The sequence below is a fragment of the Streptomyces cinereoruber genome (assembly GCF_009299385.1).
Classification (GTDB): domain Bacteria; phylum Actinomycetota; class Actinomycetes; order Streptomycetales; family Streptomycetaceae; genus Streptomyces; species Streptomyces bikiniensis.
On record NZ_CP023693.1, the window covers coordinates 7,438,952 to 7,464,792 of the forward strand.

Annotated in this window: 24 protein-coding genes and 5 pseudogenes; 16 read left to right on the forward strand and 13 right to left on the reverse strand. The window is 70.4% G+C overall.

Annotated elements, in window-relative coordinates:
- The first annotated feature begins 598 nt into the window (after positions 1–598).
- Together CP977_RS35285 and CP977_RS33505 are read left to right on the forward strand one after the other, a co-directional pair.
- Positions 599–733 carry a hypothetical protein gene (locus CP977_RS35285; RefSeq protein ID WP_260321905.1) on the forward strand — a complete coding sequence of 45 codons (135 nt, stop codon included), beginning with the start codon at positions 599–601 and terminating at the stop codon, positions 731–733.
- Between the two features lie 20 nt (positions 734–753).
- Positions 754–1,629 (forward strand): annotated as a pseudogene (locus tag CP977_RS33505) (IS5 family transposase).
- A gap of 14 nt (positions 1,630–1,643) precedes the next feature.
- On the opposite strand, the pseudogene CP977_RS33510 reads toward CP977_RS33505, so the two are convergent.
- Both CP977_RS33510 and CP977_RS33515 read right to left on the reverse strand, forming a co-directional pair.
- Positions 1,644–1,968, reverse strand: a pseudogene (locus tag CP977_RS33510) (hypothetical protein).
- 100 nt (positions 1,969–2,068) lie between these two features.
- Positions 2,069–2,527, reverse strand: a complete 459-nt coding sequence (locus CP977_RS33515) for an SUKH-3 domain-containing protein (RefSeq protein ID WP_062760343.1) — start codon at positions 2,525–2,527, stop codon at positions 2,069–2,071.
- 796 nt (positions 2,528–3,323) lie between these two features.
- On the opposite strand from CP977_RS33515, the gene CP977_RS33530 reads away from it, so the two are divergent.
- Entirely contained in the window at positions 3,324–3,728 is a 405-nt protein-coding gene (locus CP977_RS33530; RefSeq protein ID WP_152371420.1) for a RidA family protein, read from the forward strand.
- A gap of 34 nt (positions 3,729–3,762) precedes the next feature.
- Here the strand turns inward: CP977_RS33530 and CP977_RS33535 are convergent.
- Positions 3,763–4,569: pseudogene (locus CP977_RS33535) on the reverse strand (transposase family protein).
- A 124-nt stretch (positions 4,570–4,693) separates the two neighbouring features.
- Between CP977_RS33535 and CP977_RS33540 the strand changes: the two are divergent.
- Positions 4,694–5,212: a pyridoxamine 5'-phosphate oxidase family protein gene (locus CP977_RS33540; RefSeq protein ID WP_062760345.1), complete on the forward strand. Its 519-nt coding sequence runs from the start codon at positions 4,694–4,696 to the stop codon at positions 5,210–5,212.
- Between the two features lie 237 nt (positions 5,213–5,449).
- Here CP977_RS33540 and CP977_RS35095 read toward each other — a convergent pair.
- Both CP977_RS35095 and CP977_RS33550 read right to left on the reverse strand, forming a co-directional pair.
- Positions 5,450–5,685: pseudogene (locus CP977_RS35095) on the reverse strand (IS5/IS1182 family transposase); the annotation flags it as partial.
- 543 nt (positions 5,686–6,228) lie between these two features.
- Positions 6,229–7,254, reverse strand: coding sequence for a MerR family transcriptional regulator (locus CP977_RS33550; RefSeq protein WP_062760346.1), 1,026 nt, complete (start codon positions 7,252–7,254; stop codon positions 6,229–6,231).
- A gap of 552 nt (positions 7,255–7,806) precedes the next feature.
- On the opposite strand from CP977_RS33550, the gene CP977_RS33555 reads away from it, so the two are divergent.
- Positions 7,807–8,055, forward strand: a complete 249-nt coding sequence (locus CP977_RS33555; RefSeq protein WP_062760347.1) for a hypothetical protein — start codon at positions 7,807–7,809, stop codon at positions 8,053–8,055.
- Between the two features lie 93 nt (positions 8,056–8,148).
- Here the strand turns inward: CP977_RS33555 and CP977_RS33560 are convergent, their stop codons facing one another.
- A complete protein-coding gene (locus CP977_RS33560; RefSeq protein ID WP_109184878.1) occupies positions 8,149–9,276 on the reverse strand; it encodes a ferrochelatase in 1,128 nt (375 codons plus the stop codon).
- A gap of 346 nt (positions 9,277–9,622) precedes the next feature.
- Here CP977_RS33560 and CP977_RS33565 point away from each other — a divergent pair, with 346 nt between their 5' ends.
- From CP977_RS33565 to CP977_RS33580, 4 genes and pseudogenes are all read left to right on the forward strand, one after another.
- Positions 9,623–9,964, forward strand: coding sequence for a DUF6479 family protein (locus CP977_RS33565; protein ID WP_152371421.1), 342 nt, complete (start codon positions 9,623–9,625; stop codon positions 9,962–9,964).
- Positions 9,965–10,207: 243 nt separating this feature from the next.
- Positions 10,208–10,387, forward strand: a complete 180-nt coding sequence (locus tag CP977_RS33570) for a DUF6480 family protein (RefSeq protein ID WP_062760349.1) — start codon at positions 10,208–10,210, stop codon at positions 10,385–10,387.
- Positions 10,388–10,509: 122 nt separating this feature from the next.
- Positions 10,510–10,803, forward strand: a complete 294-nt coding sequence (locus CP977_RS35620; RefSeq protein WP_167309024.1) for a sigma factor — start codon at positions 10,510–10,512, stop codon at positions 10,801–10,803.
- Between the two features lie 509 nt (positions 10,804–11,312).
- Positions 11,313–12,715 (forward strand): annotated as a pseudogene (locus CP977_RS33580) (aspartate ammonia-lyase).
- Between the two features lie 113 nt (positions 12,716–12,828).
- Here the strand turns inward: CP977_RS33580 and CP977_RS33585 are convergent.
- Entirely contained in the window at positions 12,829–14,262 is a 1,434-nt protein-coding gene (locus CP977_RS33585; RefSeq protein ID WP_229991525.1) for a pre-peptidase C-terminal domain-containing protein, read from the reverse strand.
- 307 nt (positions 14,263–14,569) lie between these two features.
- Here CP977_RS33585 and CP977_RS33590 point away from each other — a divergent pair, with 307 nt between their 5' ends.
- From CP977_RS33590 to CP977_RS33610, 5 genes are all read left to right on the forward strand, one after another.
- Positions 14,570–15,511, forward strand: a complete 942-nt coding sequence (locus tag CP977_RS33590) for an ABC transporter substrate-binding protein (RefSeq protein ID WP_062760351.1) — start codon at positions 14,570–14,572, stop codon at positions 15,509–15,511.
- 2 nt (positions 15,512–15,513) lie between these two features.
- On the forward strand, positions 15,514–16,479 hold the full coding sequence (locus CP977_RS33595; RefSeq protein ID WP_152371422.1) for an amino acid ABC transporter permease: 966 nt from the start codon (positions 15,514–15,516) through the stop codon (positions 16,477–16,479).
- The gene (locus tag CP977_RS33600; protein ID WP_152371423.1) at positions 16,476–17,240 is read left to right on the forward strand and encodes an amino acid ABC transporter ATP-binding protein; all 765 of its coding nucleotides are present in this window, start codon (positions 16,476–16,478) and stop codon (positions 17,238–17,240) included. Before CP977_RS33595 ends, CP977_RS33600 begins: the two co-directional genes overlap by 4 nt.
- Entirely contained in the window at positions 17,237–18,454 is a 1,218-nt protein-coding gene (locus CP977_RS33605) for a M20 family metallopeptidase (RefSeq protein ID WP_109184885.1), read from the forward strand. Before CP977_RS33600 ends, CP977_RS33605 begins: the two co-directional genes overlap by 4 nt.
- A gap of 174 nt (positions 18,455–18,628) precedes the next feature.
- Complete coding sequence (locus tag CP977_RS33610) at positions 18,629–19,918, forward strand: cyanophycinase (protein WP_062760354.1); 1,290 nt, start codon at positions 18,629–18,631, stop codon at positions 19,916–19,918.
- A gap of 49 nt (positions 19,919–19,967) precedes the next feature.
- Here CP977_RS33610 and CP977_RS33615 read toward each other — a convergent pair whose 3' ends face one another.
- The 3 genes from CP977_RS33615 to CP977_RS33625 all read right to left on the reverse strand — a co-directional run bounded on the left by CP977_RS33615 (position 19,968) and on the right by CP977_RS33625 (position 23,104).
- A complete protein-coding gene (locus CP977_RS33615; protein WP_062760355.1) occupies positions 19,968–20,846 on the reverse strand; it encodes a MurR/RpiR family transcriptional regulator in 879 nt (292 codons plus the stop codon).
- A 242-nt stretch (positions 20,847–21,088) separates the two neighbouring features.
- Complete coding sequence (locus tag CP977_RS33620; RefSeq protein WP_062760521.1) at positions 21,089–21,955, reverse strand: S1 family peptidase; 867 nt, start codon at positions 21,953–21,955, stop codon at positions 21,089–21,091.
- Positions 21,956–22,765: 810 nt separating this feature from the next.
- Complete coding sequence (locus CP977_RS33625) at positions 22,766–23,104, reverse strand: peptidoglycan-binding domain-containing protein (protein WP_229991524.1); 339 nt, start codon at positions 23,102–23,104, stop codon at positions 22,766–22,768.
- Positions 23,105–23,202: 98 nt separating this feature from the next.
- Here CP977_RS33625 and CP977_RS33630 point away from each other — a divergent pair, with 98 nt between their 5' ends.
- Positions 23,203–23,424: a hypothetical protein gene (locus CP977_RS33630; protein WP_152371424.1), complete on the forward strand. Its 222-nt coding sequence runs from the start codon at positions 23,203–23,205 to the stop codon at positions 23,422–23,424.
- 92 nt (positions 23,425–23,516) lie between these two features.
- Here the strand turns inward: CP977_RS33630 and CP977_RS33635 are convergent, their stop codons facing one another.
- From CP977_RS33635 to CP977_RS33645, 3 genes are read right to left on the reverse strand one after another with little or no spacing between them, the layout of a single operon-like run.
- On the reverse strand, positions 23,517–24,053 hold the full coding sequence (locus CP977_RS33635) for an IS3 family transposase (protein ID WP_208421523.1): 537 nt from the start codon (positions 24,051–24,053) through the stop codon (positions 23,517–23,519).
- Positions 24,050–24,379 (reverse strand): IS3 family transposase, encoded by a 330-nt coding sequence (locus tag CP977_RS33640; protein ID WP_104860312.1) that lies wholly within the window; start codon positions 24,377–24,379, stop codon positions 24,050–24,052. The genes CP977_RS33635 and CP977_RS33640 overlap by 4 nt, the downstream gene beginning before the upstream one ends.
- Before the next feature lie 2 nt (positions 24,380–24,381).
- Positions 24,382–24,681, reverse strand: coding sequence for a transposase (locus tag CP977_RS33645; protein WP_167309025.1), 300 nt, complete (start codon positions 24,679–24,681; stop codon positions 24,382–24,384).
- An 84-nt stretch (positions 24,682–24,765) separates the two neighbouring features.
- Between CP977_RS33645 and CP977_RS33650 the strand changes: the two genes are divergently transcribed.
- A complete protein-coding gene (locus CP977_RS33650) occupies positions 24,766–25,545 on the forward strand; it encodes an IS630 family transposase (protein WP_167538851.1) in 780 nt (259 codons plus the stop codon).
- Positions 25,546–25,841 lie beyond the last annotated feature (296 nt).

A 25,841-nucleotide genomic window follows, 5' to 3' on the forward strand; every position in this document is an offset into this window, starting at 1 on the left:
AGGCGCTGCGGTGCCAGCGATGTAGGAGGACCTGGCCGTCCTACGACACCTCCCCCTCAACAGCCCCGACTACCGCACTGCCTACTGCACGGCCCCGCCCGAACAGGAAGAGGACGGGGCCCTCACAGCCCTGGAAGCCAGCCTCGACACAGCGACCGCGGCAGCGAAGCGGGCAGGGGAACGCCGCCCGGCCCCGATGGCCCGCCGACTGCTCCTGCTGCGCAGAGCCGCGCCCGCCGACCGCCGGGCCTCCGCCACCGAGCTCGACCACCTGCGCGGCCGCGCCACCGTTACCCAGGTCGAACATGCCCTGGACTGCGCCGACACCGCCGCGACGGTGTTGCGCGGCTTCGATATGGAGACCGACGGCGTGTACGCCGCAGGTGTCCTCCGGGCGAGTATCCGATCTGGGGCGACGAACCCGACACAGGCTGCGCCTACGTACGCCAGGAGTACGCAGAGTAGACCCACGCTGAGCGCGCTCTCTTGCCCGAGACCGAGGCAGAATTCTGAGGAATCCGTGATCCCGGCACCTGGGGGCCACGACGATGGTGCCACGAGCGATCTGAGCACGGGGCCCGGAGGAAGGGTCCTCTTCGTGATCATCGCGCAGTCCATGGTGACGACCCTCGCGCAGACCGTTTCGGTCGCCGCGCTCACCACGGTCGTCGCTGACTACTTCCTGGCGGGCTCCTCGCGCGCTGCTGGGCCGTGTATCGAAAGTGGATCTTGAGCTGTGAATGATCACAGTTCATGGGGCAGGGAGATCTCACGGATGAACAGTGGGCGGCGCTGGAGCCGTTGTTGCCAAAAGGTGCCAGGGCTGGGCGGCCGCCCGCCTGGCCTCGGCGGCGGTTGATCGACGGCATGCGGTTCCGGGTCCGGACCGGTGTTCCGTGGCGGGACGTGCCCGTTGAGTACGGACCGTGGGGTCGGGTGTACGACCTCTCCCGCCGGTGGCAACGGGACGGAACCTGGCAGCAGATCCTCACCCGGCCCCAGTTCCTGGCCGACGCGAAGGGCGCGATCACGTGGGACCTGAGCGTCGACTCCACGGTCTGCCGCGCCCACCAGCACGCGGCCGGGGCCCGCAAGTAGGGTGATCTGCGGAAGGAACCACCGGGCGGCATCTTCGTCGAGCCTGGTGATCACGCCCTTGGACGCTCGCGCGGCGGATTCACCACCAAGCCGCACCTTGCCGTCGAGCAGGGTCAGAAGTCCATGTCTATCGTGGTCACGGCAGGGCAGCACGGGGACTCGCCGCAGTTCGAACCCGTGCTGGAGAAGGTCCGCGTGCCCCGCATCGGGCCGGGGCGGCCACGCGTCCGTCCCCGCCGGGTCCGCGCCGACAAGGCGTACGCTTCTCGCAGAAACCGCGCTTACCTGCGCCGCCGCGGAATCCTCTGCACCGTCCCGGACAAGGCCGACCAGGCACGCAATCGCCAGAAGCTCGGCTCCCGCGGCGGCCGGCCGCCACGTTTTGACGCGGCCGACTACCGCAAGCGTCACGCGGTCGAGTGCGGGATCAACCGCCTCAAGAGGCACCGTGCCGTCGCCACCCAGTACGACAAACTGGCGCTCCGCTACGAGGCGACCGTCCTCATCGCGGCCATCAACGAGTGGCTGTGATCGGCATCCCGTCGCTAGAGCTCGTAGTCCTGGGCCAGCTCCTCCCAGCGAATGCTGCGCAGCACAAGGTCGGCGTCCTCGCCCGACGGGACATCCAAGCCGGCCTGGAACCAGACCACGGTGAGAGCGGAAGGTCCCGATGCAGGCCACGGAAGGCAGCGCCTCAACGGGGCCGAAGGTGCCGGCAGTCTGGTCCGGGTACTCGCAGGAGGGTGGCACCAGATGGACCGGCGTGGAGGGAAACGCGCGTTCAGCCTGCCGCTGGAGGCCCCTGACCTTCATGCCATTGATGGGCTTGCAGGGGTAGCCCTCCAGCATCCCTCCGTAGGTCGAAGACATTCGCAGCTCGGTGAGCTCGATCGAACGTCCGGACGAGAGGACTATGTGGCTCAGCGACGTGCCGACACCATATGCGCAAGATCCACTTTCGATACACGGCCTAGAAGAATCTCATGTTCCAGTCGCCCGAGATCAGGGCCCGCACGGCTTCCTCAAAGCCGTGTGCGACCCGCTGAACTCCGGCGTCGCCACCCAGGACGATGTCACCGTTCTCCGCGAGGAGAACCATCTCCTCGGTCTCGAAGGCGATGCCCACTGGCAGGGCGGACATGCCGAGACGCTTCTCGAAGTACCGCACGTTCGGCGCGAACGCCTCCGCGGCCTCCCTGACTGAGATCGTCAGCGAGGTCTCGTCCCCGGTCACGTGCGACGGCCAGAAGACCGTCGTCTCGCCGTACTTCCCGAGGAACGTCACGAGCTCGTCAGTGAGGTCGAAACCCGCCTCCCCGTAGGCCAGGCGGGCCGCCTCGATGTCCACGGGACCGCACTCGACGCGTGAGGCACCGGTGAGCGCCCTGCCGAGGGATTCCTCCCTCGCCCTGCTCTGCTCGTCGCTCATCCGGTGTGCGCCTTTCCGACCATGCCGGGCACCCATGTACCGCAGTTCTTGCACGTAGGGAATCTATGCCGAACGGATGGGGCAGGACGTCCAGCTACTGCCGCCGAGGCCAGACAGTTGTTTGCCCCGCCCTGGCCCCCTTCGGCAACAACGGTTTCAGCACCGCCCGTTGCACGTCCGTGAGATCTCCCCACCCCATGGAATGAGATCGTCCACAGCGCAAGATCCACTTTCGATACACGGTCCAGCCGACGTCGTCCTCCGCGAAGCCGCCCGACGCCTGTCCGTCCCGGCCACCGACACTGCGCTCTGCGTCCAGAACCGCGCCTGCCTCGTCCGCGCCCTCCACACCCGTCCGGACCGCCTCACCGAACCCCTCCCGGCCACCACGCAGGCATGCGAGGACGGCGACCTGCGATCCCAGGGCCTACATATGCACAGCAGTGCGGTGCCGCTGCTTTAAGGGCCCCGGCGTCGCACTGAGGTGCGTGCAGACCCTGCGATGCGGCGCCGTCGACCTCGGCGGACACCTCAGTGAGCTTCTTTCATCCTCTCCTGGCGGGTGAAGCGGGCTGGCCGACGGGTGCAGCGAAGAGGCGGGGTCCCTCATCGTCGGCGTAGTGATCCACTCATCACACCGGCGCCCGGAAGAGCCCACTGCAGCCAATTTTGTGCGCACAGAGAACACTGGGAGGGCGCCACCAGACAAGCATCGTGTGTACGAACCCGTAACTTCGGCATGCAAGGGGCCTGCCTGTGACCGACGGCCCCGCGCACCGCATCGAGGGAGTGAACCATGGGTTCTCAGGTCGAGACGTTCGGGTTCGGCATGCCGTGGGAGTCGTTGTACGGCTACAGTCAGGCCACCCAGGTCGGTGAAACGGTCTATGTGTCGGGGCAGCTCTCTCATGACCGTCACGACGACTTCGTGGGCGCCGGTGACTTCGAACTGCAGGTCCGCACCACGCTGGAGAACCTGGACCTGGTGCTGAGGCAGTTCGGGGCCGAGCGTGGCCAGATAGTGGAGACCACGGTTCTGGTGAGGAACCTGCGTGAGAACTTCGACACGACAGCACGCCTCCACGCGGAGTACTTCGGGGAGCACCGGCCCGCCAGCACGGTCATGGGCGTTTCCGACTTGGCGCCGCCGGACCAGCTCGTGGAGATCGGCGCGCTCGTGCGTCTCGGCGTGAAGGCGTAGGGGGAGGAGGTCTGTCTGATTCCTTCGGCCTTCTTCATCCTGAATAGCCGCAGGTCAGCAGCGTGTGGACAGCCTGAACGATGGTGCCGATGCGGCGGGTGGAGCATCTGGCTCGCCGAAGCAGCCGCCAGGATCTCAACTGGGCGAAGGCGTGTTCGCAGGGCGCTCTCAGCCGGGCGTGGTCGCGGTTGAACTGCTGGTGTCGCTGCGGCTGTTCGCGGTGACGGTGGTACGGGGTGCGGAAGGTGGCGCCGGCGCCCAGGTAAGCGCGGTCCGCGAGGACGAGGATCTGCCGAATCGGGCAGGCCTGGACGATGCCATGGGCGCGGGCTGCGGTCAGGTCGTGAGTGCGACCGGGTGTCGCGCGGGAGAACCGCAGCGGTGTGCCATCAGGACGAGTGACGACCTGCACGTTCATGCCATGTTTGCGGTGCTTTTGCGAGTGGTAAGGCTCGTCGGCGTGGATCCGGTCGATGGGGATCAGGGTGCCGTCAACGATGACGTGGTCGCCCTCACCGAGGCCGGTAAGGGCTTCGTGGAGGCCGGGCGCCCGGGGGACCAGGACGTCCAAAGTTTCGTCCACGTAGCGCCAGGCAGTGGCCTGGGATGTCCCGAAACCCGCTCCGGGCTGGGAGAACGTCTCGTTCTTGCGTAGGTGGACGAGGGTCAACAGCGCCTGCCGGAAGCAGCCGAGCTTGCGTCAACGAGTGTTGCGGGCCAAGTGATGTGCGTACCGCAGCCAGGAAACACGTTCGACGAGCTCATGCGGGACGTCGAGCGTGGCAGGGTACGGAACCAAGAGGGCCCCTCCGATCGCCGGTGTGATGACTGGAAGCACCACGCCGACGACGAGGGGCCCTGCCTTGTCACCACAACCACTGACCAGCTCATTTCATCCTCCAGCGCAGGATGAAAAAGGTTCAATGGCGACAAAGGATGTCGGGTTTAGGGCCGACGATGGACGTATGCGTGAAACCCCAGAAGAACTCGACAAGCTCCAGTCCCTCCTCACCTCTTCTCTTTCCGGCTCGACCGCGCACCTCCGCTCCATCGTCGAGGGCCGCACCATCACGGCGGCGCAGCTCACCGGGGTCCTCACCGGCATGTGCACGCTCGCCCTCTCCACGGTGACCGCAAAGGGCGAACCGCGGATCAGCGGCGTCGATGGGCACTTCCTGCATGGCCGGTGGCACTTCGGCACGGCGCGCAACGCCGCCAAGGCCCGTCATCTCGCCGCCCGTCCGGCCGCCAGCGTCGCGCACATGCGCGGCGAGGACCTCGGCGTGTTCACCCACGGCACGGTGGAGGAGATGAACCCCGAGGACACCGAGGCCACGGCCGACTGGCAGGAACTGCTCGCCTACTTGAAGGACTTCTACGACGACGATGCCTTCGACTGGAACCGCGAGGTCGTCTACTACCGGTTGAACCCGCACTGGATGACCGTCTACGCCCCCGACCTCGACAAGCTCATCGGCACATGACGCCTGGCCCGTCGACAAGGGCCTGCGCATACACGGGTGCGGGTGCGGCCGACGGCGTGCCGTCACGTATGGCGAAGGACGCGCTGGTCAGCCGTGCAAGGGTTCGGAGAACGGCATGGCGATGAGGTGTGTGTTGCGGCCCTCACTTCGACCTGACCGGCATCACCCGATCCGTGGCCGCACTGAAAACGCTCACCGGGCCAACTCGCAGCTCTTTGCCGATGACGGGGAGAGTCGGTCGCGGAACATCTTCCGGTTCCTCATGCGGGCGAAGACGTGCCCGACGCGGGCCCGGTCCCGCCTGTGGGACTTGTTGCGGTCCTCTTTCCGGTCCGGGAATTCGGTCTGGCCGCGCCGCCGACAGCGCGGCCGGCCGAGGCGACCGGGCGTGTGCCGGCGTCGGTGACGTCATGGTGGTTGGTGGAGTACCGGTGGCTCTTCGACCGCTCGGCGACGGCGTGGTCCCGGGTGGGTCCGCGTCCTCGCGCCGCGACACCGCCACCAGCTTCCCGAAGGCACGCGCGCTCGGCCCGGAGAGCGGGGGCGTCCAGGACGGCTCCGGCGTCGTGATCACACCGGTCACGGCAAGATCGTCGCACTGCTTCGGGTCCATCCGGCTCGAACGCGATACGGCAGCGTTCTACCCGGCCGGTCGCCCGATCCGTGTACCCGCGCATGACCTCGTAGGGGACGACGCGCTCGTCAGGGGTTCAGACGCGGACAGTCGGGTGCGGATTCGGTCCTCGTCCGGGACGTCTGTACCGGGGAGACAGCGCCGGGCACGTGGGCCACCGTGGCATCGGGGTTCTCGGCCGCCGCAGGCGCAGCCTCACTCGGCTCCACAGCCCGGGCGTCGTCGGGCAAGGCGCGGTGGAACGGGGCAGCGCAGAGGCGACCTGCGTGTCCTTCGGGTTCCCGGGACATGTCGGCAGGCTGCCGCAACCGCCGTGCCGGAGTCTCGCGGATGTCCCGGCTCTCACCCGGGCGCGACCCGGCCGGGTTTCGCGGGACGGCCCTCAGGCCCGGTCCGACGCCGCGAGACGCAACCGTTCGTACCGCCGCGAGATCGCGTCGAGTGCTTCTCCCAGCCCGCCGGGCCGCAGTACGCCGGCTTCCCGGGGCCCGCCCGCCCAGCCCGGACCGGCTAGCAGGACCACGGGCGATGTTCGGGCTCCTCGCGGTCCGAAGGCGGTGCCCGCCACTTGCGCGGCCAGGGGGCGGTCGGCCGTGGCGCGGGCCTGGGACCACAGGGCCACGACCGCGGGGCCGCACCGTCGCACCGCGGCGTCGAGCGCCTCGGCCGGGACCCCGTTGCCCAGGACGAGGACCGGTAGGGCCCGTTGGGCGAGTCCCGCGGCCAGCGCCTCCAGGGGGAGGGTGTGGTTCTCGGTGGGCGTGCACGCGAGGACGACGGGCGGTGTGCCCGAAGGGGCTGCGGGTCCTGCCACGATCATCTTGCGCAGGGCCGTCGAGACGTGCCACGACAGCAGGTGCTCGACCTCGACGTAGCGCTCCTGCGTCGATTCCCACTTCTTGCCGACCGCGTGGAGAGCGGGCGCGACGACCTCCTCCCAGGCGACGACCAGCCCGTGCTTCCGGAAGGCCCGCTCCAGCAGGTCGTCCATCGTCGGACCGTCCAGTCTCACCGCGGCGCGCGCCAGACCCCGGCATTCCGCGCGCACCGTGTCCGGAGGCGGGCCCTGACGCGGACCGGGCCGACGGGCACCTTCTGGAACGGCCGGGCTTTCGCTCGCGGCGGGAGGATCCGGCAGCCGGGCGGGGTGAGGGGAGCCACCGGTGGCCGTGTCGCGTTTCGTCAGGATCGCGCGCGCGGCCTCGGCGGGGGAAACCCCGGAGGCGGTCAGCCGGCACAGCTCTTCGAGCATCGAGACGTCCTCGGCCGTCCACCGCCGATGCCTCCCCTCCTCACGCGACGCCGGACGCAGGCCGTACCGCTGTTCCCAGGAGCGCACGGTGGTCGGTGACACCCCCAGGTGCCTGGCGACGGCCCCGGTGGTCATTCCGTATCGGTTTCCGGCCATGCCTTCGCTCCCCGTCGTGGAGCCGGTGGAGGACGGAACGTCCTCCTCTTCCCGGGTGCGGTGTGCTCACAGGTCTTCGTGCCCGGGACACCGGGCCGCTGTCCTGGTTTTCCGGCGGAGAGGGCGTACGGATGCGCCCGGCCGCGAGGACGAGTGGAGTCACCGGGGCCACCGGGCGCGTGGGCGAGGCGTCGCAGGGAGAGTCGACCGGACTGCATCCGCGTGGCGAACTTCGAAGAAGAATGTCCTGAATGAACCTTACGGGAGCTTTCGGAAGGTGAGGAGAGGGAATTGTCCAGAACCGAGTTGTTCCATCCCGGTGGTTGCACTCCGGGCGCAGGCACGTTCGTGTGCGACTGCTCCGAGGGGCATGTGTGGCGGATCGATCTGGCCGGCCACGTCTTCCCGTCCCTCCCGCCCTCGTGTTCCGGAACTTCGTGGCGGTTGACCGAGGAGTACGGGTCGTCACGGGATCCGGAGTCGCGGATCCCCGCCTGAACGGACAGGAAACCGGCTTTCGGAACCGGAGGCCCTCACGACGCAGGAGGAAAGATGATCGTCAAGAAGCTGCACGAGTCGGGTGTGCGCAGTGAGCACGCGTATCTGGCCGCCGTGGGATCGATCGGGCTGTCGTTGGTCTCGTGGTTGACGTCCAACCGGCAGGAGAACCTGGAGCGGGCCGACCGCTGGGGCATCTTCGTGGGGGAGTGGGCCCCGACCTTCTTCGCGCTCGGCCTCGCGCTCGCGAACTACGAACGTGACGAGACCGCACGACCCGACGGTCTCGGGGCGGACGCCTGACCGGCGGTCGTCGACCCGGCGCCGTGAAGCGCCCGCAACCTCCGGAGGCCCGGTGGGAAGGAGCGTTCCTCTTCTCACCGGGCCTCCCGGACATCATGCGTAGGGGCTGTCGGCGCCGGCCGCCGCGGGTCGTTCCGTCCTTGCCGGGCAGCAGCCGATGGGGCACAGGTCGTGGGAGGGTCCGAGGGCGCCCAGGGCGCACCGCTCCACCCTGGTCCCCCGCTCTGTCGCGGCCCGCTCCAGGACGAGGTCGCGGACGGCGGCGGCGAAGCGGGGGTCGGAGCCGACGGTGGCCGAGCGCCGGACGGGCAGGCCGAGTTCGGCCGCCTTGGCCGTGGCCTCGGTGTCGAGGTCGTACAGGACCTCCATGTGGTCGGAGACGAAGCCGATCGGGACCATGACGGCGGCGGGCGCCCCGGCGCCGTGCAGCTCCTCCAGGTGGTCGCAGATGTCGGGCTCCAGCCACGGGACGTGCGGGGCGCCGCTGCGGGACTGGTAGACGAGCTTCCAGGGGCGGTCGACGCCGGTCCGCTCGCGGACGGCGTCGGCGATCGTCCGTGCCACGTCGAGGTGCTGGCGCACGTAGGCCCCGCCGTCGCCGTGCCCGGTGGCCGGTCCCGAGGTGTCGGCGGCGGAGTCGGGGATGGAGTGCGTGGTGAAGGCCAGGTGGGCGCCGTCGCGCACGGCGGGGTCGAGGTCGGCGAGGGAGGCGAGGACGCCCTCGGTCATGGGCTCGACGAAGCCGGGGTGGTTGAAGTAGTGGCGGAGCTTGTCGACGCGGGGCAGCGGGAGCCCCTCGGCCTCCAGGGTCGCGAGCGCGTCGGCGAGGTTCTCGCGGTACTGGCGGCAGCCGGAGTACGAGGCGTACGCGCTGGTGGTGAGGACGGCGATGTGGCGCCGTCCGTCGGTGACCATCTCCCGGAGGGTGTCGGTGAGGTACGGCGCCCAGTTCCGGTTGCCCCAGTGGACCGGGAGGCCGAGTCCGGCCTGCGCGAAGTCCTTGCGCAGCGCGTCGAGGAGGGCGCGGTTCTGGTCGTTGATCGGGGAGACGCCGCCGAAGAGGAAGTAGTGCTGCCCCACCTCCTTGAGCCGTTCCTTCGGGATGCCGCGGCCGCGCGTCACGTTCTCCAGGAACGGGACCACGTCGTCCGGGCCCTCGGGACCGCCGAAGGAGAGCAGCAGCAGGGCGTCGTACGGGGCGGGATCGTGCTGATCGGACATGGGGAAGGGGATCTCCGGAAACGTCGCGGTGTGGTTTCCCCTTCTTCCGCGTGCGGGCCTCCCCGGATGCGGGCGACGCGGGACGACGTGCGGCCCCGCCTCGTACGCGAACGGCCACGAACGGCGCTTCGGTTTCCCCCTCGTCCGTACGGGCCACGGTCCGGTGTCGCGCGCCACGGGAGGTGGCTGGAAACCGTGCGCGATTGCGCCATGACGCGGTGCATCCGGAAGGGGCATATCGTTCGAAAGGTCCTCGAAGCGGCACTTTCGAGGTGTCGGCCACAGGAGGAACGGCGAACGCCGGGTACGGATCCGGCGGCCCCCCTCCCGACCACAGGAACGTGACATGAGCGTATGCGCGTCGGGCTCCGCGCCCTTCACGAACGCCGCGGCCGTCTGGCAAACGGGGCTGGCCCAGGCGTCGGTCGGACTCGTCGTCGTCGCCGTGATCATCGGCGCCTTCTTCCTCGGTGCGAGGATCAGGGACGAGGAACTTCCGCCTCCCGACCCCGGCTCCCAGCCCCGGCGTCCCGCGACCGACCGGCGGCCCGGCAGGACGTCGGAGTACCGGCACCCCGTCCGGGCGCCGTTCGCGGACCCGACGCGCCGGCTCAGGCCGTACCAGCTCCTGGGCGGCCGCACCGAGACGTCGTCCGAGCCGCCTGCCGAGGAGCGGCGCAGGTGGTGAGCGGCCCACGGGGGGCCCGCCGGCCGGCCCGGGTACGGCGAAGGCCCTGGCTACGGCCGGGCCGATCGCGCGAAGCGGGGACGACGCTTCGGCGAGAGCCGTCCCGGGCGGCGGAAGCCCGGCGCGTGCCGCATGCCTCTCGCGTCGCGTTTCGACGCAAGAACGACGCGGCTGGTACCCCTCTCCCGGTCGAGCGACGGTGGAGACGGCAGCGAATCCGCCCCACCGATCGGAGGAGAGGTCATGGCCGAACCGCTCGTGCCCCCCGAGGAGACCCCGCCCGTCGAGGGTTCCACCTCCTCCGCCCATCCCGAGCGGCCCGACGGGGGCGTCTGGGAGCACCCCATGCTCTGGGTGTCCCTCATCCTCCTCGGCTCGCTCTCCGTGGCGCTCTTCTTCGCGCTCCGGATCATCGACCTCTGACTCCGCGTGGGGGCTCCGGGACACCGACCGGGTCCTCGGACGCGGACGGCCGCACGGATCGACCGCGGCCGCTCCTGCGCCGGACCGGGTCCCGCGCGGGTGACGAGTCCTCCCTCGAAGGGGTGTACCGCCGTCGGGGTGGTCTCGTCCGTACGGTCGCCGCGCACAGGGTCGGGGACGTGGGGGAGGCGAAGGACGTCATCCGGCAGGTGTTCGTCGGGGCGCGGCGGAGCCGCGGGAACTTGGACCCGCAGCGCGGAGCGCTCAAGACGTGGCCCGTCCCAGGTCCGGATCGCCGAGTGCACCGGACTTCCGACCGGAACGGTGAAAGCGCGCGCACGGCGCGGTCTGACGCGTCTCGACAAGCGGTGGGAGGCGGGCGGTGGAGCAAACCGAGGAAGACATCCTGGCGGTGACGGCCCTCGGGGGAGGAGGCCGATCCCCAGGCCTCCTTTCACCTGTACGAATGCGACGCCTGCGGCCGCTGGTTCGAGCGCCCATGCCGTGTCGTCGCCGCGTCGCCCGCCGTCCCCTCCCGGACGGTGCGCTGATCGGCCCTCTGGACGGCACCCGGGACGCCATCGCACCTGAACCTGGCCTCCACAGCCGTGCCGCCGCCCCCGGCGCCCGCCCCGTCCGGGTGGCCGGACCCCGCCCCGAGCGCCACGGCACTTCGCCGTCGACCTGCGCGAGTGTTCCGTCGTGGACGTCTCCGGCCGGCCTTGTGACGGCACATCGGACCACTCCGGTGAAAGCCTCGTTCGGGGTGCCTGCACCGGGGTCCTGCTGCGGCTCGATGCCGTGAGCGGCACACCCTGACTCGTAACGATTGATTCTTTGAGTCTCTTGCATCTCCAATCCGTAATGCCTGATACTTCGTGGTGGGCGGCGCGCGAGTCGCCCGTACCGACAGCGAGGGACGGACATGCGACGCGAAGAGCGCGATCTCATCGGCGTGCGAGAAGTGCCGGAAGACGTGTACTGGGGCATCCACACCCTGCGCGCGCTGGAGAACTTCCCCCTCACGGGCATTCCGCTCTCGTCGCACCCCGAACTCGTCGTCGCGCTGGCCGCGGTGAAGGAAGCGGCCGCGCTGGCCCACATGGAGCTGGGGACCCTTCCCGGGGAACGGGCCGGGGCCGTCGTGGCGGCGTGCCGCGAGATCCGCGCGGGCCGCCTCCACGACCAGTTCGTCGTGGACGTCTTCCAGGGCGGTGCGGGCACCTCGGCGAACATGAACGCCAACGAGGTCGTCGCCAACCGGGCACTCGAAATCCTGGGACACCCGCGCGGATGCTACGAGCACCTCCACCCCAACGACGACGTGAACCGCTCCCAGAGCACCAACGACGCGTATCCCACGGCGGCCAAACTGGCGTTGTACGCCTCCGCGGGCCGGCTGCTCGACGCGATGACCGTACTGCGCGACGCCTTCGGTGACCGGGGCGGGCGCTTCGCGAAGACGGTGAAGCTCGGGCGCACCCAGCTCCAGGACGCGGTGCCGATGACGCTGGGCCGGGAGTTCGACGCGTTCGCCCTCACCGTGCGGGACGACGCCGAGCTCATCGGCCTGGCCGCCGCCTCCCTCCTGGAGGTGAACCTGGGGGCACGGCGATCGGCACCGGGCTCAACGCGGACGAGGGCTTCGCCCGGCTGGCCGTCACCCACCTCGAAACCGTCGCATCCGTGCCGGTCCGGCCCGCCCGCGACCTGGTGGAGAGCACGCAGGGCATCGGCGGATTCGTCCGTCTCTCCGGCTCCCTCCGTCAGTTCGCCGTACGGCTGTCCAAGATCTGCAACGACCTCAGGCTGCTCGCCTCGGGCCCCGGGGCGGGCCTCGGCGAGATCCGGCTGCCGGAGCTCCAGGCCGGGTCCAGCATCATGCCGGGCAAGGTGAATCCGGTGACGCCCGAGGCCGTGAACCAGGTCTGCTTCGACGTCATCGGCGCGGACGCCGCGGTCTGCGCGGCGGCCCAGGCGGGACAGCTCCAGCTGAACGCCTTCGAGCCCCTGATGGTCCACCACCTGCTCAACTCGGCGAACCGGCTCGCCGCCGCCTGCCGACTCCTGGCCGAGCGCTGCGTCACCGGCATCGAGACCGACGAGGAGCGGCTGCGCGCCCTGGTGGAGCGGAGCGCCGGCCTCGCCACCGCCCTGAACCCGGTCATCGGCTACCAGCGGTCCACGTCCCTGGCGCGGGAGTGCCGCGAGTCGGGGATTCCCGTCCGGGAACTGGCGGCCCGCGACGGGCTGCTCACCGACGGCGAACTCGACGAGCTGCTCGACCCGTGGCGCCTCGCCCGCCCGTGTCAAGGCCCGACGACGTGACCTCCCGGCCGGGCTGAGCCCGGCCGGGAGGACACGTGCGGTACGCCATGCGCGACGGGGGTTGCCCGTGGTGCCCGGGCGCGCGTGCGGGGGCCCCACGGCGGGGGAGGGCGTTAGCTTCTGGTGAGGGTGCAGGCGTAGGTGGCCGTGCCGGAGCCGCTGTAGGCTTCCACGTCGAGGTAGTAGGCGCCTGTTCCGGTCGCGGTCCTGGTGAACGACAGGGACTCGTCGGTGCCCGCCCCGTCGTTCACGGACCGGGTCAGGGTGCTGCCGTTCGCGTCGAGCCAGTACGCGTCGGCGTCGTAGGCGGTGGGCACGGCGCAGTTCATTGAGACGGTCTGGCCGGCCGCCACGGAGACCTTGAAGTAGTCGCGGTCGCTGGTCGACTTCATGCTGCCCGTGAGGGTGCCGGGCGAGGCGAGAGCGGTGGCGTCGTCGGCCGTGTCGCGCGTGTCGTTGGGCTCGCTCTCCGCGACCGTGGACCCGCCGCCGCCCTGGCTGCCGCAGTCGGTCAGGGGCGTCCCGTTGTAGGGGTTGGCGTCGGTCACGCCGTTCGTGACGCTCCGCAGGTAGTAGCCGCAGGTGGGGCGGTTCTTGAAGTCGAAGGTGGAGCCCGGCGTCAGGCGCCAGATCTTGAAGCTGCTGTAGGTGAGCGGCTTCCTGTCGACGGCCTGCTCCGGCTGGTGGTCGGCGAGGACGACATAGGCGTCCCTGCCGTACTGCGTCGCCATGCCGTTGCGGTCGAGGAACAGCGACCCGCCGCCCTCCTCCACGCCGACGCCCCAGGCGGAGCCGCCCGGCGCGAGGCCGTCCTTCACGGCGCGTGCCAGGAAGGACATGGTGCGGCCCATGCGATCGCGGGTCACGAAGTGGGAGTCGTTGATGACGGCGCCGTAGTTCGCCCACGTGAACATGCCGGTGGTGAAGCTGACGTACCGGTCGTAGGGGTTGGCGAGCGCTTCCGCGCTGGTGACGCTGCCGTTGCAGGCGTCGTACACGATCGGGCTGTTGATGTGGTGGCCTGCGCTGCCCCCGCCGGAGCCGCCGCCCTTGGCGGCGACCGCCTCGACGGAGGCCTCCAGGGCGGTGCCCTTCCAGGCGGTGTAGCGGCACTGGTCGCCGCCGGCGAAGTAGACGAACTCGGCGTTGCGGACGTCGGTGTTCATCTGGCTGTTGTTGCCGTCGGACGCCGTCGTCAGCGTCCACGTCGTACAGGAGTTCACGCCGGTCAGCCCCGTGATCGTGTCGCACTCCGGGGTCCTGCTGCCCGACGTCGGCGCCGACCCGGCCAGGACGACCACGTCGAGGCTCCCGGTGCCGCCGCGGATCTCGTCGATGGCCCGGGTCATCGAGGCCGTCACGATGCCGCCGGCTCCGTTCATCGTGAACGCCGGACCGTTCCACGCGCTGCGGCTGACGTCGGAAGCGCTGCCGAGCCGTGTGCGTTCGGCTGCCGCCTGCGCCGGCTGATGCGCCATCAGTACGGAGGCCGTCGTGGCGAGGAGGACGACGGCTGCCGCGGGGGCCCTGAAGGGATGGTGTGTCATGTGCACTCCTGAAAAGGGGCTGACTCGATGCCGCGGCCGTCGGATGAGGGCCGCGGGATTGGTAGCGGAACATACAAGTAATGGCCTTGGTGGGGAAGATGTAAGTCCGGAACGGCGCCCGACCGCCGAAAATGAGCCAAGAATGTGCGTCATAACGCCCAAATCACCCCCGTGGCGCGGCCGGATCTCTCGTTACGTGAACGTAATGCGGTTTACATCTAGTCATTGTGTTGGTTCATCTGTAACTTCGCAGCAGTGCCGGGCGGTCAGACTCCGTCGGCAGATAACCACCGAGAGGTTCCAGGCGATGAACGCTCTTATCGCACGCCCCGCGGCCGCCGCCGCCGTCGCGGCGACCGTGCTCCTGTCCCTGTCCGCCTGCGGCGGCGACGAGCCCGCCGCCCCGTCGGCCAAGGTCGTCATCGGCGGCACGGAGATCGTGAAGGACCAGAAGCTGCACGACCTGCTCCCCGAGAAGATCAAGAAGGCCGGCGAGGTGCGCGTCGCGACGGACGTGCCGTACCCGCCCTTCGAGATGTACGTGAAGGAGGGCGAGACCGAGCTGACCGGTCTGGACTACGACCTCGGCCAGGCCCTGGGCGCCAAGCTCGGCGTGACCTTCGCCTTCTCCCCCCAGAAGTTCGACGGCATCGTCCCCGCCATCCAGGCCGGCAAGTTCGACGTGGCGATGTCTGCCATCACGGACAACAAGGAGCGCCAGAAGGTGGTCGACTTCGTCGACTACTCCCAGTCCGGCTCCGGCATCCTCGTCGGTGACGGCAACCCGGCGAAGGTGACCACCCTCGACGACCTGTGCGGACGGAAGGTCGCCGTCCAGGCCGCCACCAACCAGCTCGACCTGCTCAAGTCCCACCAGGCCGCCTGTTCCGGCGCGGGCAAGGGAAAGATCGACATCCAGACCTTCCCCAAGGACTCCGACGCCCAGCTCGCGCTGCGCTCCGGCAAGGTGATCGCCCAGGTGCTGACCAAGCCGGCCGCCGGCTGGGTCGCCAAGACGGCCGACAGCGGCAAGGCCTTCGACCTCGTCGAGGACCCCGCGGCCCCGGGCGGCTACAACGCCTCGCCCAACGGCATCGCGGTCAGCAAGCAGCTGCCCGAGCTGACGGACGCCATCCAGAAGGCGCTGCAGTCCCTCATCGACGACGGCACCCTGACCAAGATCTACAACAAGTACGGCGTCCCGTCCATCGCGGTGAAGGAAGCCACCAAGAACGCGGCGGTGGACTAAAGATGGCCGGCACGACCAAGGTCCCGCAGAGCACCACCGCCACGGACCGGCCCCCCACCGGGGAACTCGAGATCGTCCCCGTCCGCAACTACGCGCGCTGGATCGCGGCCGTCGCCTCGGTCCTCGCCCTCGCCGGACTGGTCGGCTCCCTCGCCAAGAACGACAACCTGCACTGGGACGTCGTCGGCGACTACCTCTTCGCCGGCCTCATCTTCGACGGCCTGGCGACGACCCTCTGGCTCACCGCCGCCGCCATGCTCCTCGGTCTGGCCCTCGGCACGCTGATCGCCGTCATGCGGCTCTCGTCCAGCCCCGTGCTGTACGGACTCGCCAACGCGTTCGTCTGGGTCTTCCGCGGCACCCCGCTGCTCGTCCAGATCATCTTCTGGGGCTACGCCGCCGCGCTCTACAAGTACGTCAAGATCGGCGTTCCCTTCACCGACATCACGTTCTTCCAGGCCGAGACCAACGCGCTGCTGACACCGGCGATCGCCGCCCTCCTGGCCCTCGGCCTGAACGAGGCGGCCTACGCCTCGGAGATCGTCCGCGCCGGCATCCAGTCCGTCGACCCCGGCCAGGCGGAGGCCGCCCACTCACTGGGCATGCGGCCCGCGCTCACCATGCGCCGGATCGTCCTGCCGCAGGCCATGCGCGTGATCATCCCGCCGATGGGCAACGAGACCATCAACATGCTCAAGATGACCGCGCTCGTCTCGGTCATCTCCGCCCACGACCTGATGTCGAACATCCAGGACGTGTACGCCCAGAACTACCAGGTCATCCCCATGCTGGTCGTTGCCAGCATCTGGTACCTGGCCCTCGTCACCCTCCTCAGCGTGCCCCAGGCCTGGCTGGAGCGGCGTTACGGCCGCGGGACCACCCGCGCGGGACACGTCTCGCCCTTCCGTCGCCTCCTCGGCGGAACGGTGGAACGGCTCGGCAAGAACAGCAAGGAGCAGAACCGATGAGCACCCCCATGGTGCGCGCCGAGGGCGTACGCAAGCACTTCGGGAACCTGGAGGTCCTCAAGGGCATCGACCTCACCGTGGAACGCGGCCAGGTCTGCTGCCTCCTCGGTCCCTCCGGATCCGGGAAGTCCACCTTCCTGCGCTGCATCAACCATCTGGAGCGGGTGGACGGCGGCAGGCTCACCGTCGACGGCGAGCTCGTCGGCTACCGCCAGCAGGGAGACAAGCTGTACGAGCTGCGCGAACGCGAGGTCGCCGACCGCCGCCGCGACATCGGCATGGTCTTCCAGCGCTTCAACCTCTTCCCGCACATGACCGCCGTCGAGAACGTCGTGGAGGCCCCCGTCAAGGTCGCGGGCGTCTCCCGCGCCGACGCCCGGGAGCACGCCCACGCCCTCCTCGACCAGGTCGGTCTCGGCGACCGCGGGCACCACTATCCTGCCGAGCTGTCCGGTGGACAGCAGCAGCGCGTCGCGATCGCCCGCGCGCTCGCCATGAAGCCCAAGCTGATGCTCTTCGACGAGCCGACCTCCGCCCTGGACCCCGAACTCGTCGGTGACGTCCTCGACGTCATGCGGCAGCTCGCCGCGGACGGCATGACCATGGTCGTCGTCACCCACGAGATCGGCTTCGCCCGAGAGGTCGGCGACACCGCCGTCTTCATGGACGAGGGCGTCGTCGTGGAGGCGGGCGACCCCCGCCGGGTGCTCGTCGACCCGGAGCAGGAGCGCACCCGCGCCTTCCTGTCCAAGGTCCTGTGAGCGCCCCCGCCCGCCGCCAGGAGGGGCTCGACGACCTCCTGGACCTGGCCCGCGCCCGCCGCGCCGACTACCTGCGCGACCTGGAGGAGCTCGTCTCCGTCGACTCCGGCTCCTACAGCGCCGGGGGCGTCAACGAAGTCGCCGACTGGATCGAGCGCAGGCTCGAACGGATCGGCTTCACCGTGGAACGGGTCCGCCTCCCGTCGACGCCCGACGGACACCGGACCGGCGACGCCCTCGTCGGCCGCCGACGCGGCACGCTGCCCGAGGCCGAGGGCGGCCGCAGGATCCTCCTCGCCGGCCACATGGACACCGTCTTCGAGAACGGCACCGCCGCCGCCCGCCCCTTCCGGACCGACGGCTCCACGGCGTACGGCCCCGGTGTCAGCGACGACAAGGGCGGTCTGCTCGCCGGACTCACGGCCCTGGAGATCCTCGGCGACCTCGGCGTCGACGCGTACGACGAGTTGGTCCTGCTCGCCACCCCCGACGAGGAGATCGGCTCGCCCGCCAGCCGGCCGCTGATCGAGGCGACGGCCGCCGGGGCGCACTTCGGACTCGGTCTCGAATGCGCCCGGGAGAACGGCGACCTCGTCATCGCCCGCAAGGGCGTCGCCGACTTCCGCCTCACCGTCACCGGACGGGCGGCACACGCCGGCATCGAACCCGAGCGCGGTGCCAACGCCGCCCTCGCCGCCGCCCACCTCACCGTCGCCCTCCAGGACCTCAACGGCCACTGGGACGACGTGACGGTCAACGTCGGCGTCGTCCGGGCCGGAACCCGCGCCAACATCGTCTGCCCCCGGGCGGAACTGCGCATCGAGGTGCGCGCCGCCACGACGGCCGACATCCAGCGCGTCACCCGGGCCATCCGGGAAGCCGCCGACCGGCCCGGCGTCCCCGGCGTCACGGTCCAGGTCGAGCAACTCGACCTGTGCCCGCCGATGGAGGACACCCCCGCCTCCCGGCGGATGTTCGACCACGCGCGCGCCGCCGCCCGGACGGCCGGCATCGAGCTGGGCGCCGCCGCCACCGGCGGCGTGGGGGACGCCAACCTCATCGCCGGCGCGGGCATCCCCGTCCTCGACGGCCTGGGCCCGGTCGGCGGCGCCGACCACACGCCCCAGGAATGGCTCGACGTCACCTCCGTCCCGCAGCGCGTCGCCCTCCTCGCCGACCTGATCGCCTCCCTGGGCAGGGCCGGCACCACCTGAACGACGCCGACGCCTCCGGCGGCGCCGACCCCTACGCGTGGCGGAGGGAAGCTCCCCTCCCCTCCGCCACGGGTACGGCGCCGACGCCGCCGGAGGCGCCCGCCACGGGCCCCGGCCACGCGCCCCCGCCCCTCGCACAGTCCCGCCACTCATCCGACCCTCAACGGAGGCACCATGCGCGTCCCTTCCGCACCCGCACGCCGCACCGTCCTCGCCGGCGCCCTCGCCGTCTCCCTCCTCTCGGTCTCCTCGTCCGCCCTCGCCGACGCCCCGAAGGACCGGACCCAGGCGGGGGCCCTCGTCCTGATCGGCGGAGCCCTCGAGGAGAGCAACACCCAGGTCTACGGCGAGATCATCAAGCGGGCCGGCGGCCCCGGCGCCCGCATCGGGATCATCACGGCCGCCTCCGTTCCCGAGAGCCAGGACCCCCACGCCGGCGACCCCGAGCGGTGCAGCAACTCCGCCTGCAACGGCGCGTACTACGCCGACGTGTTCAAGCGGCACGGCGCCGCCGACGCCCAGTGGCTCCCGCTCGACATCGACCACGTCGTCAACGCCGACTCGGACGCCGTCGTCGCACAGGTCAACTCCATGACCGGTTTCTTCTTCGGCGGCGGCGACCAGTACCGGTACGTCACCACCCTGCTGCGCGGCGACGCGCACCGGGACTCCAAGGTGCTGGCCGCCATCCGCGCCAAGCTCGCCCGGGGCGCCGTCGTCGCCGGGTCCTCCGCGGGCGCCCAGATCGCCTCCGGCCCCGACATGGTCACCGGCGGAGAGTCGTACGAGGGGCTGAGGGACGGCAGCGCACCCGGCTACTTCGACGACGCGACGCGCCTCGGCCACCTTCCCGAGGGCGGCTTCGGATTCCTCCGCTCGGGGCTCGTCGACACGCACACCGGCGCCTACGGGCGCGAGGGCCGTGCGCTGCGCCTCGCCTCGGACACGGGCCACGACCGCGTCTACGGCCTGGAGGAGAACACCGCCCTCGTCGTCGACCGGCCGGGCAGCTCCCGTGAGCACCTCAGCGTCCTGGGGCCGAACGGCGTCGCCGTCCTGGACCTGCGCGACGCCCGCGCGCACGAATCCCGGGAAGGCTGGTCCCTGCACCGGGCCCGTTACAGCTACCTCACGGACGGGGACCAGTACGACGCGCGCACCTGGACGCCGCGCGTCCACCCGTCCAAGCAGCCCCTGAAGCCCGTCGGCACGGCGCCCGTCCCGGTCAACGCCGACGTCTTCTTCTCCGCGGCCAACCCGGACGGCGTCCCGTACGGCTTCCGGACCACCGCGCGGGCGCTCGCCTCGACGCGCGCGCAGAGCAGCGCGACCGCGACCACGTTCGAGAGCGGGCCGCGGTTCACGGTGACGTTCACCAAGGCGCGCGGCTTCGCCGCCTTCACCGGCGACGGCACGGACGCCCGTACGCTCCTCTCCCTGCGCGTCGACATCGCGCCGCGCTGACCGGCCGGCTCCTTTCGCGTCGTCGAGCGGACCGCGGCGCGCGGGCCGCTCACAGCAGGCCGGTGCGCCGGGCGACCCTCTCCGCTTCCTTCATGCGCTCGTGGCCGCTGCCGCCGATCCGGTCGAGGACGGCGGCGACGAGGGCCTCGACGACCGCCAGGGCCGGGACCAGACTGTCGTACGGGGAGTCCGAGGAGACCTGCGTGATGAACACGACGTCCGCGTGGGCGGCGGCGGGCGAGAGCCACGGGTCGGTGAACACGACGACCTTGCCGCCCCGCTCCCGGGCCAGTTCGGCGATCAGCGTCTTGTCGGCCTCGTAACGCCGGTAGTCGAACAGGACGGTGACGTCGCGTCGGGCGAGCTGCGTGAGGAAGGAGGTCCGCTCCACGTCCTTGTGCGGCAGGAAGCTCACCCGGTCGCGGAACTGCATCAGGTGCAGGCCCAGGTACTCGGCCATCAGGTGCGTGAAGCGCCCGCCCGCCACGTGCACGCGACGGCGGGGGTCGGCGAGAAGGCCGACGGCGTCCTCGAACTCGTGGGCGGCGACCTCGTCGAAGGTCTGGGCGACGGCCTGCCGCACGAGCGAGGAGCGCTTGCCGAGCTGGGTGGCGGCGGCGTCCTGCGGAGCCTCCGCCCCCTCGTGCTTCGGCGTACCGGCGACCGTGTAGAGCGTGATCGGCGAGGCGTTGCGGGCGTCGAGCTCGGACCGGAGGGCGGCCTGGAGGTCGGGAAAGCCCCGGTAGCCGAGCCGGGAGGCGCACCGCAGCACCGTGGGTGCCGAGACGCCCGCCCGCTCGGCGATCGTGGCGACCGTCTCGAAGACCGCGGACGGATACCCCGCCAGCAGCACCCGCGCGACCTTGCGCTCCGCGGGACTCAGCTCTCCGAGCCGACTGCGGATCTCGTCGGCCAGCGTGGGGCTCATGGCGTTCCCTTCTGCGGCGTGGGACCGCCGAGGTGGAAGGCAGCCGCCGAGGCCGCGTCCTCCGGCTTGCCACGTTTCAGATCAGCGAGTTTCAAGGATCGAATGTACCGTCTATTACGGAATCTGCCCAGTCCGGGGCGACGGTGCGACGGAGCGCTCACGGCGACGTCCCGCGCGGTGGCGCACCGCGCGGGACGTCGACGGCCGAAGAGCGGCCCGGGCGGGGGCCTGCCCCGCTACGGTCAGAAGACGCTGACCCCGTAGGCGCTCAGTGCCTCTGTGACGGGCTGGAAGAACGTGGTGCCGCCGGAGGAGCAGTTGCCGCTGCCGCCCGAGGTGAGGCCGAGGGCGGTGGTGCCGGAGAACAGGGCGCCGCCGCTGTCGCCGGGCTCGGCGCAGACGTTGGTCTGGATGAGTCCGTAGACGATGTCGCCGCCGCCGTAGTTGACGGTGGCGTTCAGGCCGGTGACCGTGCCGCTGCGCAGGCCGGTGGTGCTGCCGCTGCGCTGGACGGACTGGCCGACGTAGGCGTTGCCGGCGCCGGTGATGTCGCGGTAGCTGCCGTTGTAGAGGTAGACGCGCCCGTCGGCCGCGGAGGCGTTGGAGTGCCGGATGATCCCGTAGTCGTTGTTCGGGAAGCTGGTGCCCGCCCGGGACCCGAGCACGGTGGTCTGGGAGGAGTTCGTGTACCAGGTGCTGCCGTTGTTGGTGCAGTGTCCGGCGGTCAGCGCGTAGTACGTGGAGCCGCTGCGGACGTTGAAGCCGAGGGAGCAGCGGCCGCCGCCGCCGTAGATGGCCTGTCCGCCGGCGATCAGCTTGGTGATCCTGCCGTTGGTCCGTTCGATCTTGAGGTTCTTGGCGTTGGCTCCGGCGGCCTTGGCCAGGGCCGCGATCTCGCCCTCGGAGACGGTGCTGTCGACGCTGACGACGATCTTGCCGGTCTTCTGGTCGGTGTACCAGGCGGAGCCTGCCACGTCGGCGCGCAGGACCGCGTCGCTGGTGGCTTCCAGGGCCGCGGCGGAGGCGCGCGGGGCGTCGAGCTGCTGTGCGGACGAGGACGGGGCCGCCAGGGCAGAGGCGGCCACGAGGGCGCCGGCCACGGCGAGCATGCGCGTGGCGTGGGCGAGCTTTTCGCGGCGCAACGAACGGGACACTGTTTCCTCCGGTGGGGGAAGGGGGGCCGCTGGGTGGGCGGCCGTGTGGGGGCGGGCGGTGCACGGCGACGGGTGTTCGCCATGTACCTGCCAACTTGCACCCCGAATCCTTGGGGCACCCGCCCCTGGTGGCAAGGCGTCCTTTCGGCCACCTGCGGTCGTCCGGGAGTCCGATGCCGCACGTGGGGTCCCACGGGTCCGTGGCGATGGCCGGATTCTCGTTGACGGAACGTCGGAAGTTTCTGCAGCCGATTGCGGACTCGAAGGAATCGAGCCCCCCGTCCCGGTGGCGAGCCGTGGTGACGCTCCGGAGTCCACGCACGACGCGCGGCCGTGACGTCGCCCTCCGCGGGTCGCCGGCCGGCGCGCCCCCGCCCCTCGCATCCGCTGCGTCCGTGCAGAACGAGCGACGTGATGCGGGAGGGCCCGCAGATGCGCCGACCTGACGGCCGCCCAGGGCGGCCGACCGGAGGGGCGTCCGGTTCCCCACCCACGGTTCATGTTTCAACCGGTATGCGCCGTGGCCGGATCGGTGCGTCGGGGGCGGGTCATGTCGCGCACGGCTCCGTGGACGGCGCGCGCCGGTGCTCACCGGGCGGGTGCTCCTCGCGGAGGACGGAACCCGCTGATCGTATGCGTTCCGTACGAACGCGGGACCGCCCGGTCGACCACCGCCCGTGCCGTCGCGTCCCCTCGGAGACGACGCGACGGTGTCTCGCACGGAACCACCGTGCGGGACACCGTCACCCCCCGGCGTACGCGGCCCTACGCGAACGTCGCTCTCCACGTGGCGGGGCCGACGAGGCCGTCCACCGCCAGGCCCCTCCTCGACTGGAAGCTGCGACAGGCCGCGTCGGAGCCCGGACCGTACTGTCCGTCCACGGCGAGGCCGTAACCGTGCGCGCTGTTCATGCGGTACTGCCAGGTCGCCACGCTCGCGTGCACGGTGACCGGGGACTGCCGGAAGGTGACGCCCGGATGGGGCAGCGGGCCGCCCCCGGGGTTGACCTCGCCGCTGATGACCCGGGAGTACAGGTTCCCCGGGCAGCCGGTCGCGTGGTGGTCGCGGTGGCCGGTGATGGCCTGCGCGGCACCGCCGGACACCCGCAACCGGTTGACCCCGTACCGGATGGCGTCGATCAGCCCGGCGGGCCGTCACGGCCTGGAGACACCTGCCGAGCCTGTACCGCGGCATCGACCAGATGTCCGCACAGGCCCCCGGACAGGCGGCGATCCGGGCCGTCGAAGACCTCGCCGAGGCCGTGTGCACGTGGTGCGCAGGCGGACCACCGGCGAAGGCCCGGCTCATCACAGATGCTCCCCGCCCCGAGACCCTCGACCCCGACGCTCCGCCCGCCCTGGTCGCGCTCGCCGCTGCGGTGGCACGACTCCACCGTTGCCTCGGCACACCGGAACGCGTCTGACCCGCCAGGCAGGCAGCCGAGGCCCGCACCACCGAGTGATGCGGGCCTCGATTGAGCTTGTTCCGCTTTGACGGACACCTTTGGTGTGTTGGTCAGGCTGCCAAGGCAGTCTCGTATTCGGCGGGGCTGCGGTAGCCGAGGCTGCTGTGGAGGCGGTGCAAGTTGTACCAGCTCTCGATCCACTCGAATATCGCGGTGTGCGCAGCGGCCCGACTGGGCCAGGGCTGACTGTCGCCGAGCTCGTTCTTGAGAGTGGAGAAGAACGATTCGGCGAGGGCGTTGTCCCAGCACTGACCAGTGCGTCCGACCGACAGCCTGATGCCGAAATCCGTTGCCAAGGTGGCAAGTTCGCGACTTGTGTACTGGCAGCCGCGGTCGGAATGGAAGATCACCGGGCCGGTCGGGCGGCGGGTGCGGCAGGCGGTCGTGAGGGCGTCGGCGACGAGTTCGGTTCGCAGGTGGTCGGCGGTTGCCCAGCCGACGACGCGACGGGAGGCGATGTCGATGACGGTGGCCGGGTAGAGCCAGCCCTCGTCGGTGGCGATGTAGGTGATGTCGCCGCACCAGCGGGTGTCGATGGCGGCGGGGTCGGGCTGGAAGTCGCGAAGCACCAGGTCAGGGCGGGTCACCGCGTGCGGGTCGGGAACGGTGGTGCGGTGGCGGCGCCTGCGGTGCCGGCCAGCGAATCCTGCCGCATCAGGCGTGCCACCCGGCGGCGTCCGCAGCCGGCTCCTTCGCGTTGGAGGACCACGTGGACGCGCGGGGCACCGTAGGTGCCGCGGGAACGCTGGTGAACAGCGGTGATCTGCTCGGTCAGCTCCGCGTCCCTCACCGCCCGGGGGCCGGGGAGGCCGTTGCGGCGGGCGTAGTAGGCGGTCCGGGAGACCTTGAGGAGTTCACACGCCCGTTTGACGTTGTGACCTGCGATTTTCTCCGCCTCGATGAACGGGTCCATGTTCACCGGGTCTCCGTCGCGAAGAAAGCCGTCGCACGCTTGAGGATGTCGACGTCCTCGCGCAGCCTGCGGTTCTCACGCCGCAGGGCCACCAGTTCCTCGCGTTCGCTACTGGTCAGACCGTCACGTTCACCGGCGTCGACCTGGGCCTGGCGGACCCAGTCGCGGACCGCGGTCTCCGTCAGGTCGAAGTCCTTGGCGACCTGACCGACCGAGCGGTCACCACGTCGGCACAGCTCGACCATCTCGGCCTTGAACTCCGGCGTGAACGAGCGCCGAGGACGCGCCTTCCTCTTCCCCATGCTCTCCATGATGAACATCATCCTTCCGGGGCCCAAGCCCCTGATCTCCGATGTCCGTCAAAGCGAAGCAAGCCCATGCAGGCGATGCGTGACTACACGCCGGCCGACCTCGGGCAGGGCGGGGTGATGTGGACCCGGGCCTCGGTGCGGACCCTCATCCGTCTGGTGTGCGGGGTGTCGATGACTGAGCGGGGTGTGGGCAAGTGGCTGCGCCGGCACGGGTTCACCCCGCAGCGGCCCGCCCGCCGCTCCTACCGGCAGAAGGACGACGAGGTCGGCCGGTGGCTTCAGGAGGAGTATCCGGCGATCCGGGCCCGGGCGAGCGGGGAGAAGGCAGAGCTGGTCTGGGCCGATCAGTGCGGCCTGCGCTCGGACACCGCCCCGCCGGGACGCTCGTGGGCCCCGGCGGGGCAGACCCCGCTGGTGCGGGTGAACGGCCGCCGCTTCAGGGTCAACGTCATGTCGGCCCTCGCCTCCCGCGGTGCGTTGTGGTCAACCGTCTTCCCCGGCAGGTTCACCTCGCAGGTGTTCTGCGCGTTCCTCGAACGCATCGCCCGGCACGCCGGCCGCAAGGTCCATGTGATCGCCGACCGGCATCCGGTCCACCACAGCAAAGCCGTCCGGGCCTGGCTCGCCGAGAACGCCGAGCGCGTCGAACTGCACCTGATGCCCGGATACAGCCCCGAGCCGAACCCCGACGAGCTGCTGAACGCCGATCTGAAGCACCACGTCCACGCGGCCCGAGCCACCTCAGCCGACGATCTCGCCCACGAGACCCGCCGCTTCCTACGGCGACGCCAGAAGCAACCCCACATCGTCTGTGGCTACTTCGCCGTCCGCCACGTCCGCTACACGATCCAGTAGGAAACCCATCAGTTCCGGGTCAATATCAGTTGTGGGTGTTTGTGCTGGTGGTGTGACTGGGGAGGGCGTGTCTGGTACTGACGTGGAAGTGGTGTTTGGGGTGGCTTTCGCTGTCATGGGGCGGTACATCACCATGGTGTCCACTGCTACGGAAACGGTGCTTCTTACTCGCCACCGTGATGGCCGTCCTGGGCACCCTGTTGGGTGCTGTGGTCGCCGGTTTGATCCAGCACCGCACCACACGCGCCGCCCGGGATGCCGAGCGCGTCGACCGGCGCCGGGATTAGGCGCTGGAG

Bases quoted from the DNA above. Each gene is read 5' to 3' on its own strand.
- CP977_RS33590 (WP_062760351.1), top strand. From the start codon at position 14,570: ATGAACGCTCTTATCGCACGCCCCGCGGCCGCCGCCGCCGTCGCGGCG.
- CP977_RS33585 (WP_229991525.1), bottom strand. From the start codon at position 14,262: ATGACACACCATCCCTTCAGGGCCCCCGCGGCAGCCGTCGTCCTCCTC.
- CP977_RS33560 (WP_109184878.1), bottom strand. From the start codon at position 9,276: ATGTCCGATCAGCACGATCCCGCCCCGTACGACGCCCTGCTGCTGCTC.
- CP977_RS33610 (WP_062760354.1), top strand. From the start codon at position 18,629: ATGCGCGTCCCTTCCGCACCCGCACGCCGCACCGTCCTCGCCGGCGCC.
- CP977_RS33565 (WP_152371421.1), top strand. From the start codon at position 9,623: ATGAGCGTATGCGCGTCGGGCTCCGCGCCCTTCACGAACGCCGCGGCC.
- CP977_RS33615 (WP_062760355.1), bottom strand. From the start codon at position 20,846: ATGAGCCCCACGCTGGCCGACGAGATCCGCAGTCGGCTCGGAGAGCTG.
- CP977_RS33530 (WP_152371420.1), top strand. From the start codon at position 3,324: ATGGGTTCTCAGGTCGAGACGTTCGGGTTCGGCATGCCGTGGGAGTCG.
- CP977_RS33595 (WP_152371422.1), top strand. From the start codon at position 15,514: ATGGCCGGCACGACCAAGGTCCCGCAGAGCACCACCGCCACGGACCGG.
- CP977_RS33540 (WP_062760345.1), top strand. From the start codon at position 4,694: ATGCGTGAAACCCCAGAAGAACTCGACAAGCTCCAGTCCCTCCTCACC.
- CP977_RS33645 (WP_167309025.1), bottom strand. From the start codon at position 24,681: ATGGGGAAGAGGAAGGCGCGTCCTCGGCGCTCGTTCACGCCGGAGTTC.
- CP977_RS33570 (WP_062760349.1), top strand. From the start codon at position 10,208: ATGGCCGAACCGCTCGTGCCCCCCGAGGAGACCCCGCCCGTCGAGGGT.
- CP977_RS33650 (WP_167538851.1), top strand. From the start codon at position 24,766: ATGCGTGACTACACGCCGGCCGACCTCGGGCAGGGCGGGGTGATGTGG.
- CP977_RS33630 (WP_152371424.1), top strand. From the start codon at position 23,203: ATGTCCGCACAGGCCCCCGGACAGGCGGCGATCCGGGCCGTCGAAGAC.
- CP977_RS33515 (WP_062760343.1), bottom strand. From the start codon at position 2,527: ATGAGCGACGAGCAGAGCAGGGCGAGGGAGGAATCCCTCGGCAGGGCG.
- CP977_RS33555 (WP_062760347.1), top strand. From the start codon at position 7,807: ATGATCGTCAAGAAGCTGCACGAGTCGGGTGTGCGCAGTGAGCACGCG.
- CP977_RS33620 (WP_062760521.1), bottom strand. From the start codon at position 21,955: ATGCTCGCCGTGGCCGGCGCCCTCGTGGCCGCCTCTGCCCTGGCGGCC.
- CP977_RS33600 (WP_152371423.1), top strand. From the start codon at position 16,476: ATGAGCACCCCCATGGTGCGCGCCGAGGGCGTACGCAAGCACTTCGGG.
- CP977_RS33550 (WP_062760346.1), bottom strand. From the start codon at position 7,254: ATGGCCGGAAACCGATACGGAATGACCACCGGGGCCGTCGCCAGGCAC.
- CP977_RS33640 (WP_104860312.1), bottom strand. From the start codon at position 24,379: ATGGACCCGTTCATCGAGGCGGAGAAAATCGCAGGTCACAACGTCAAA.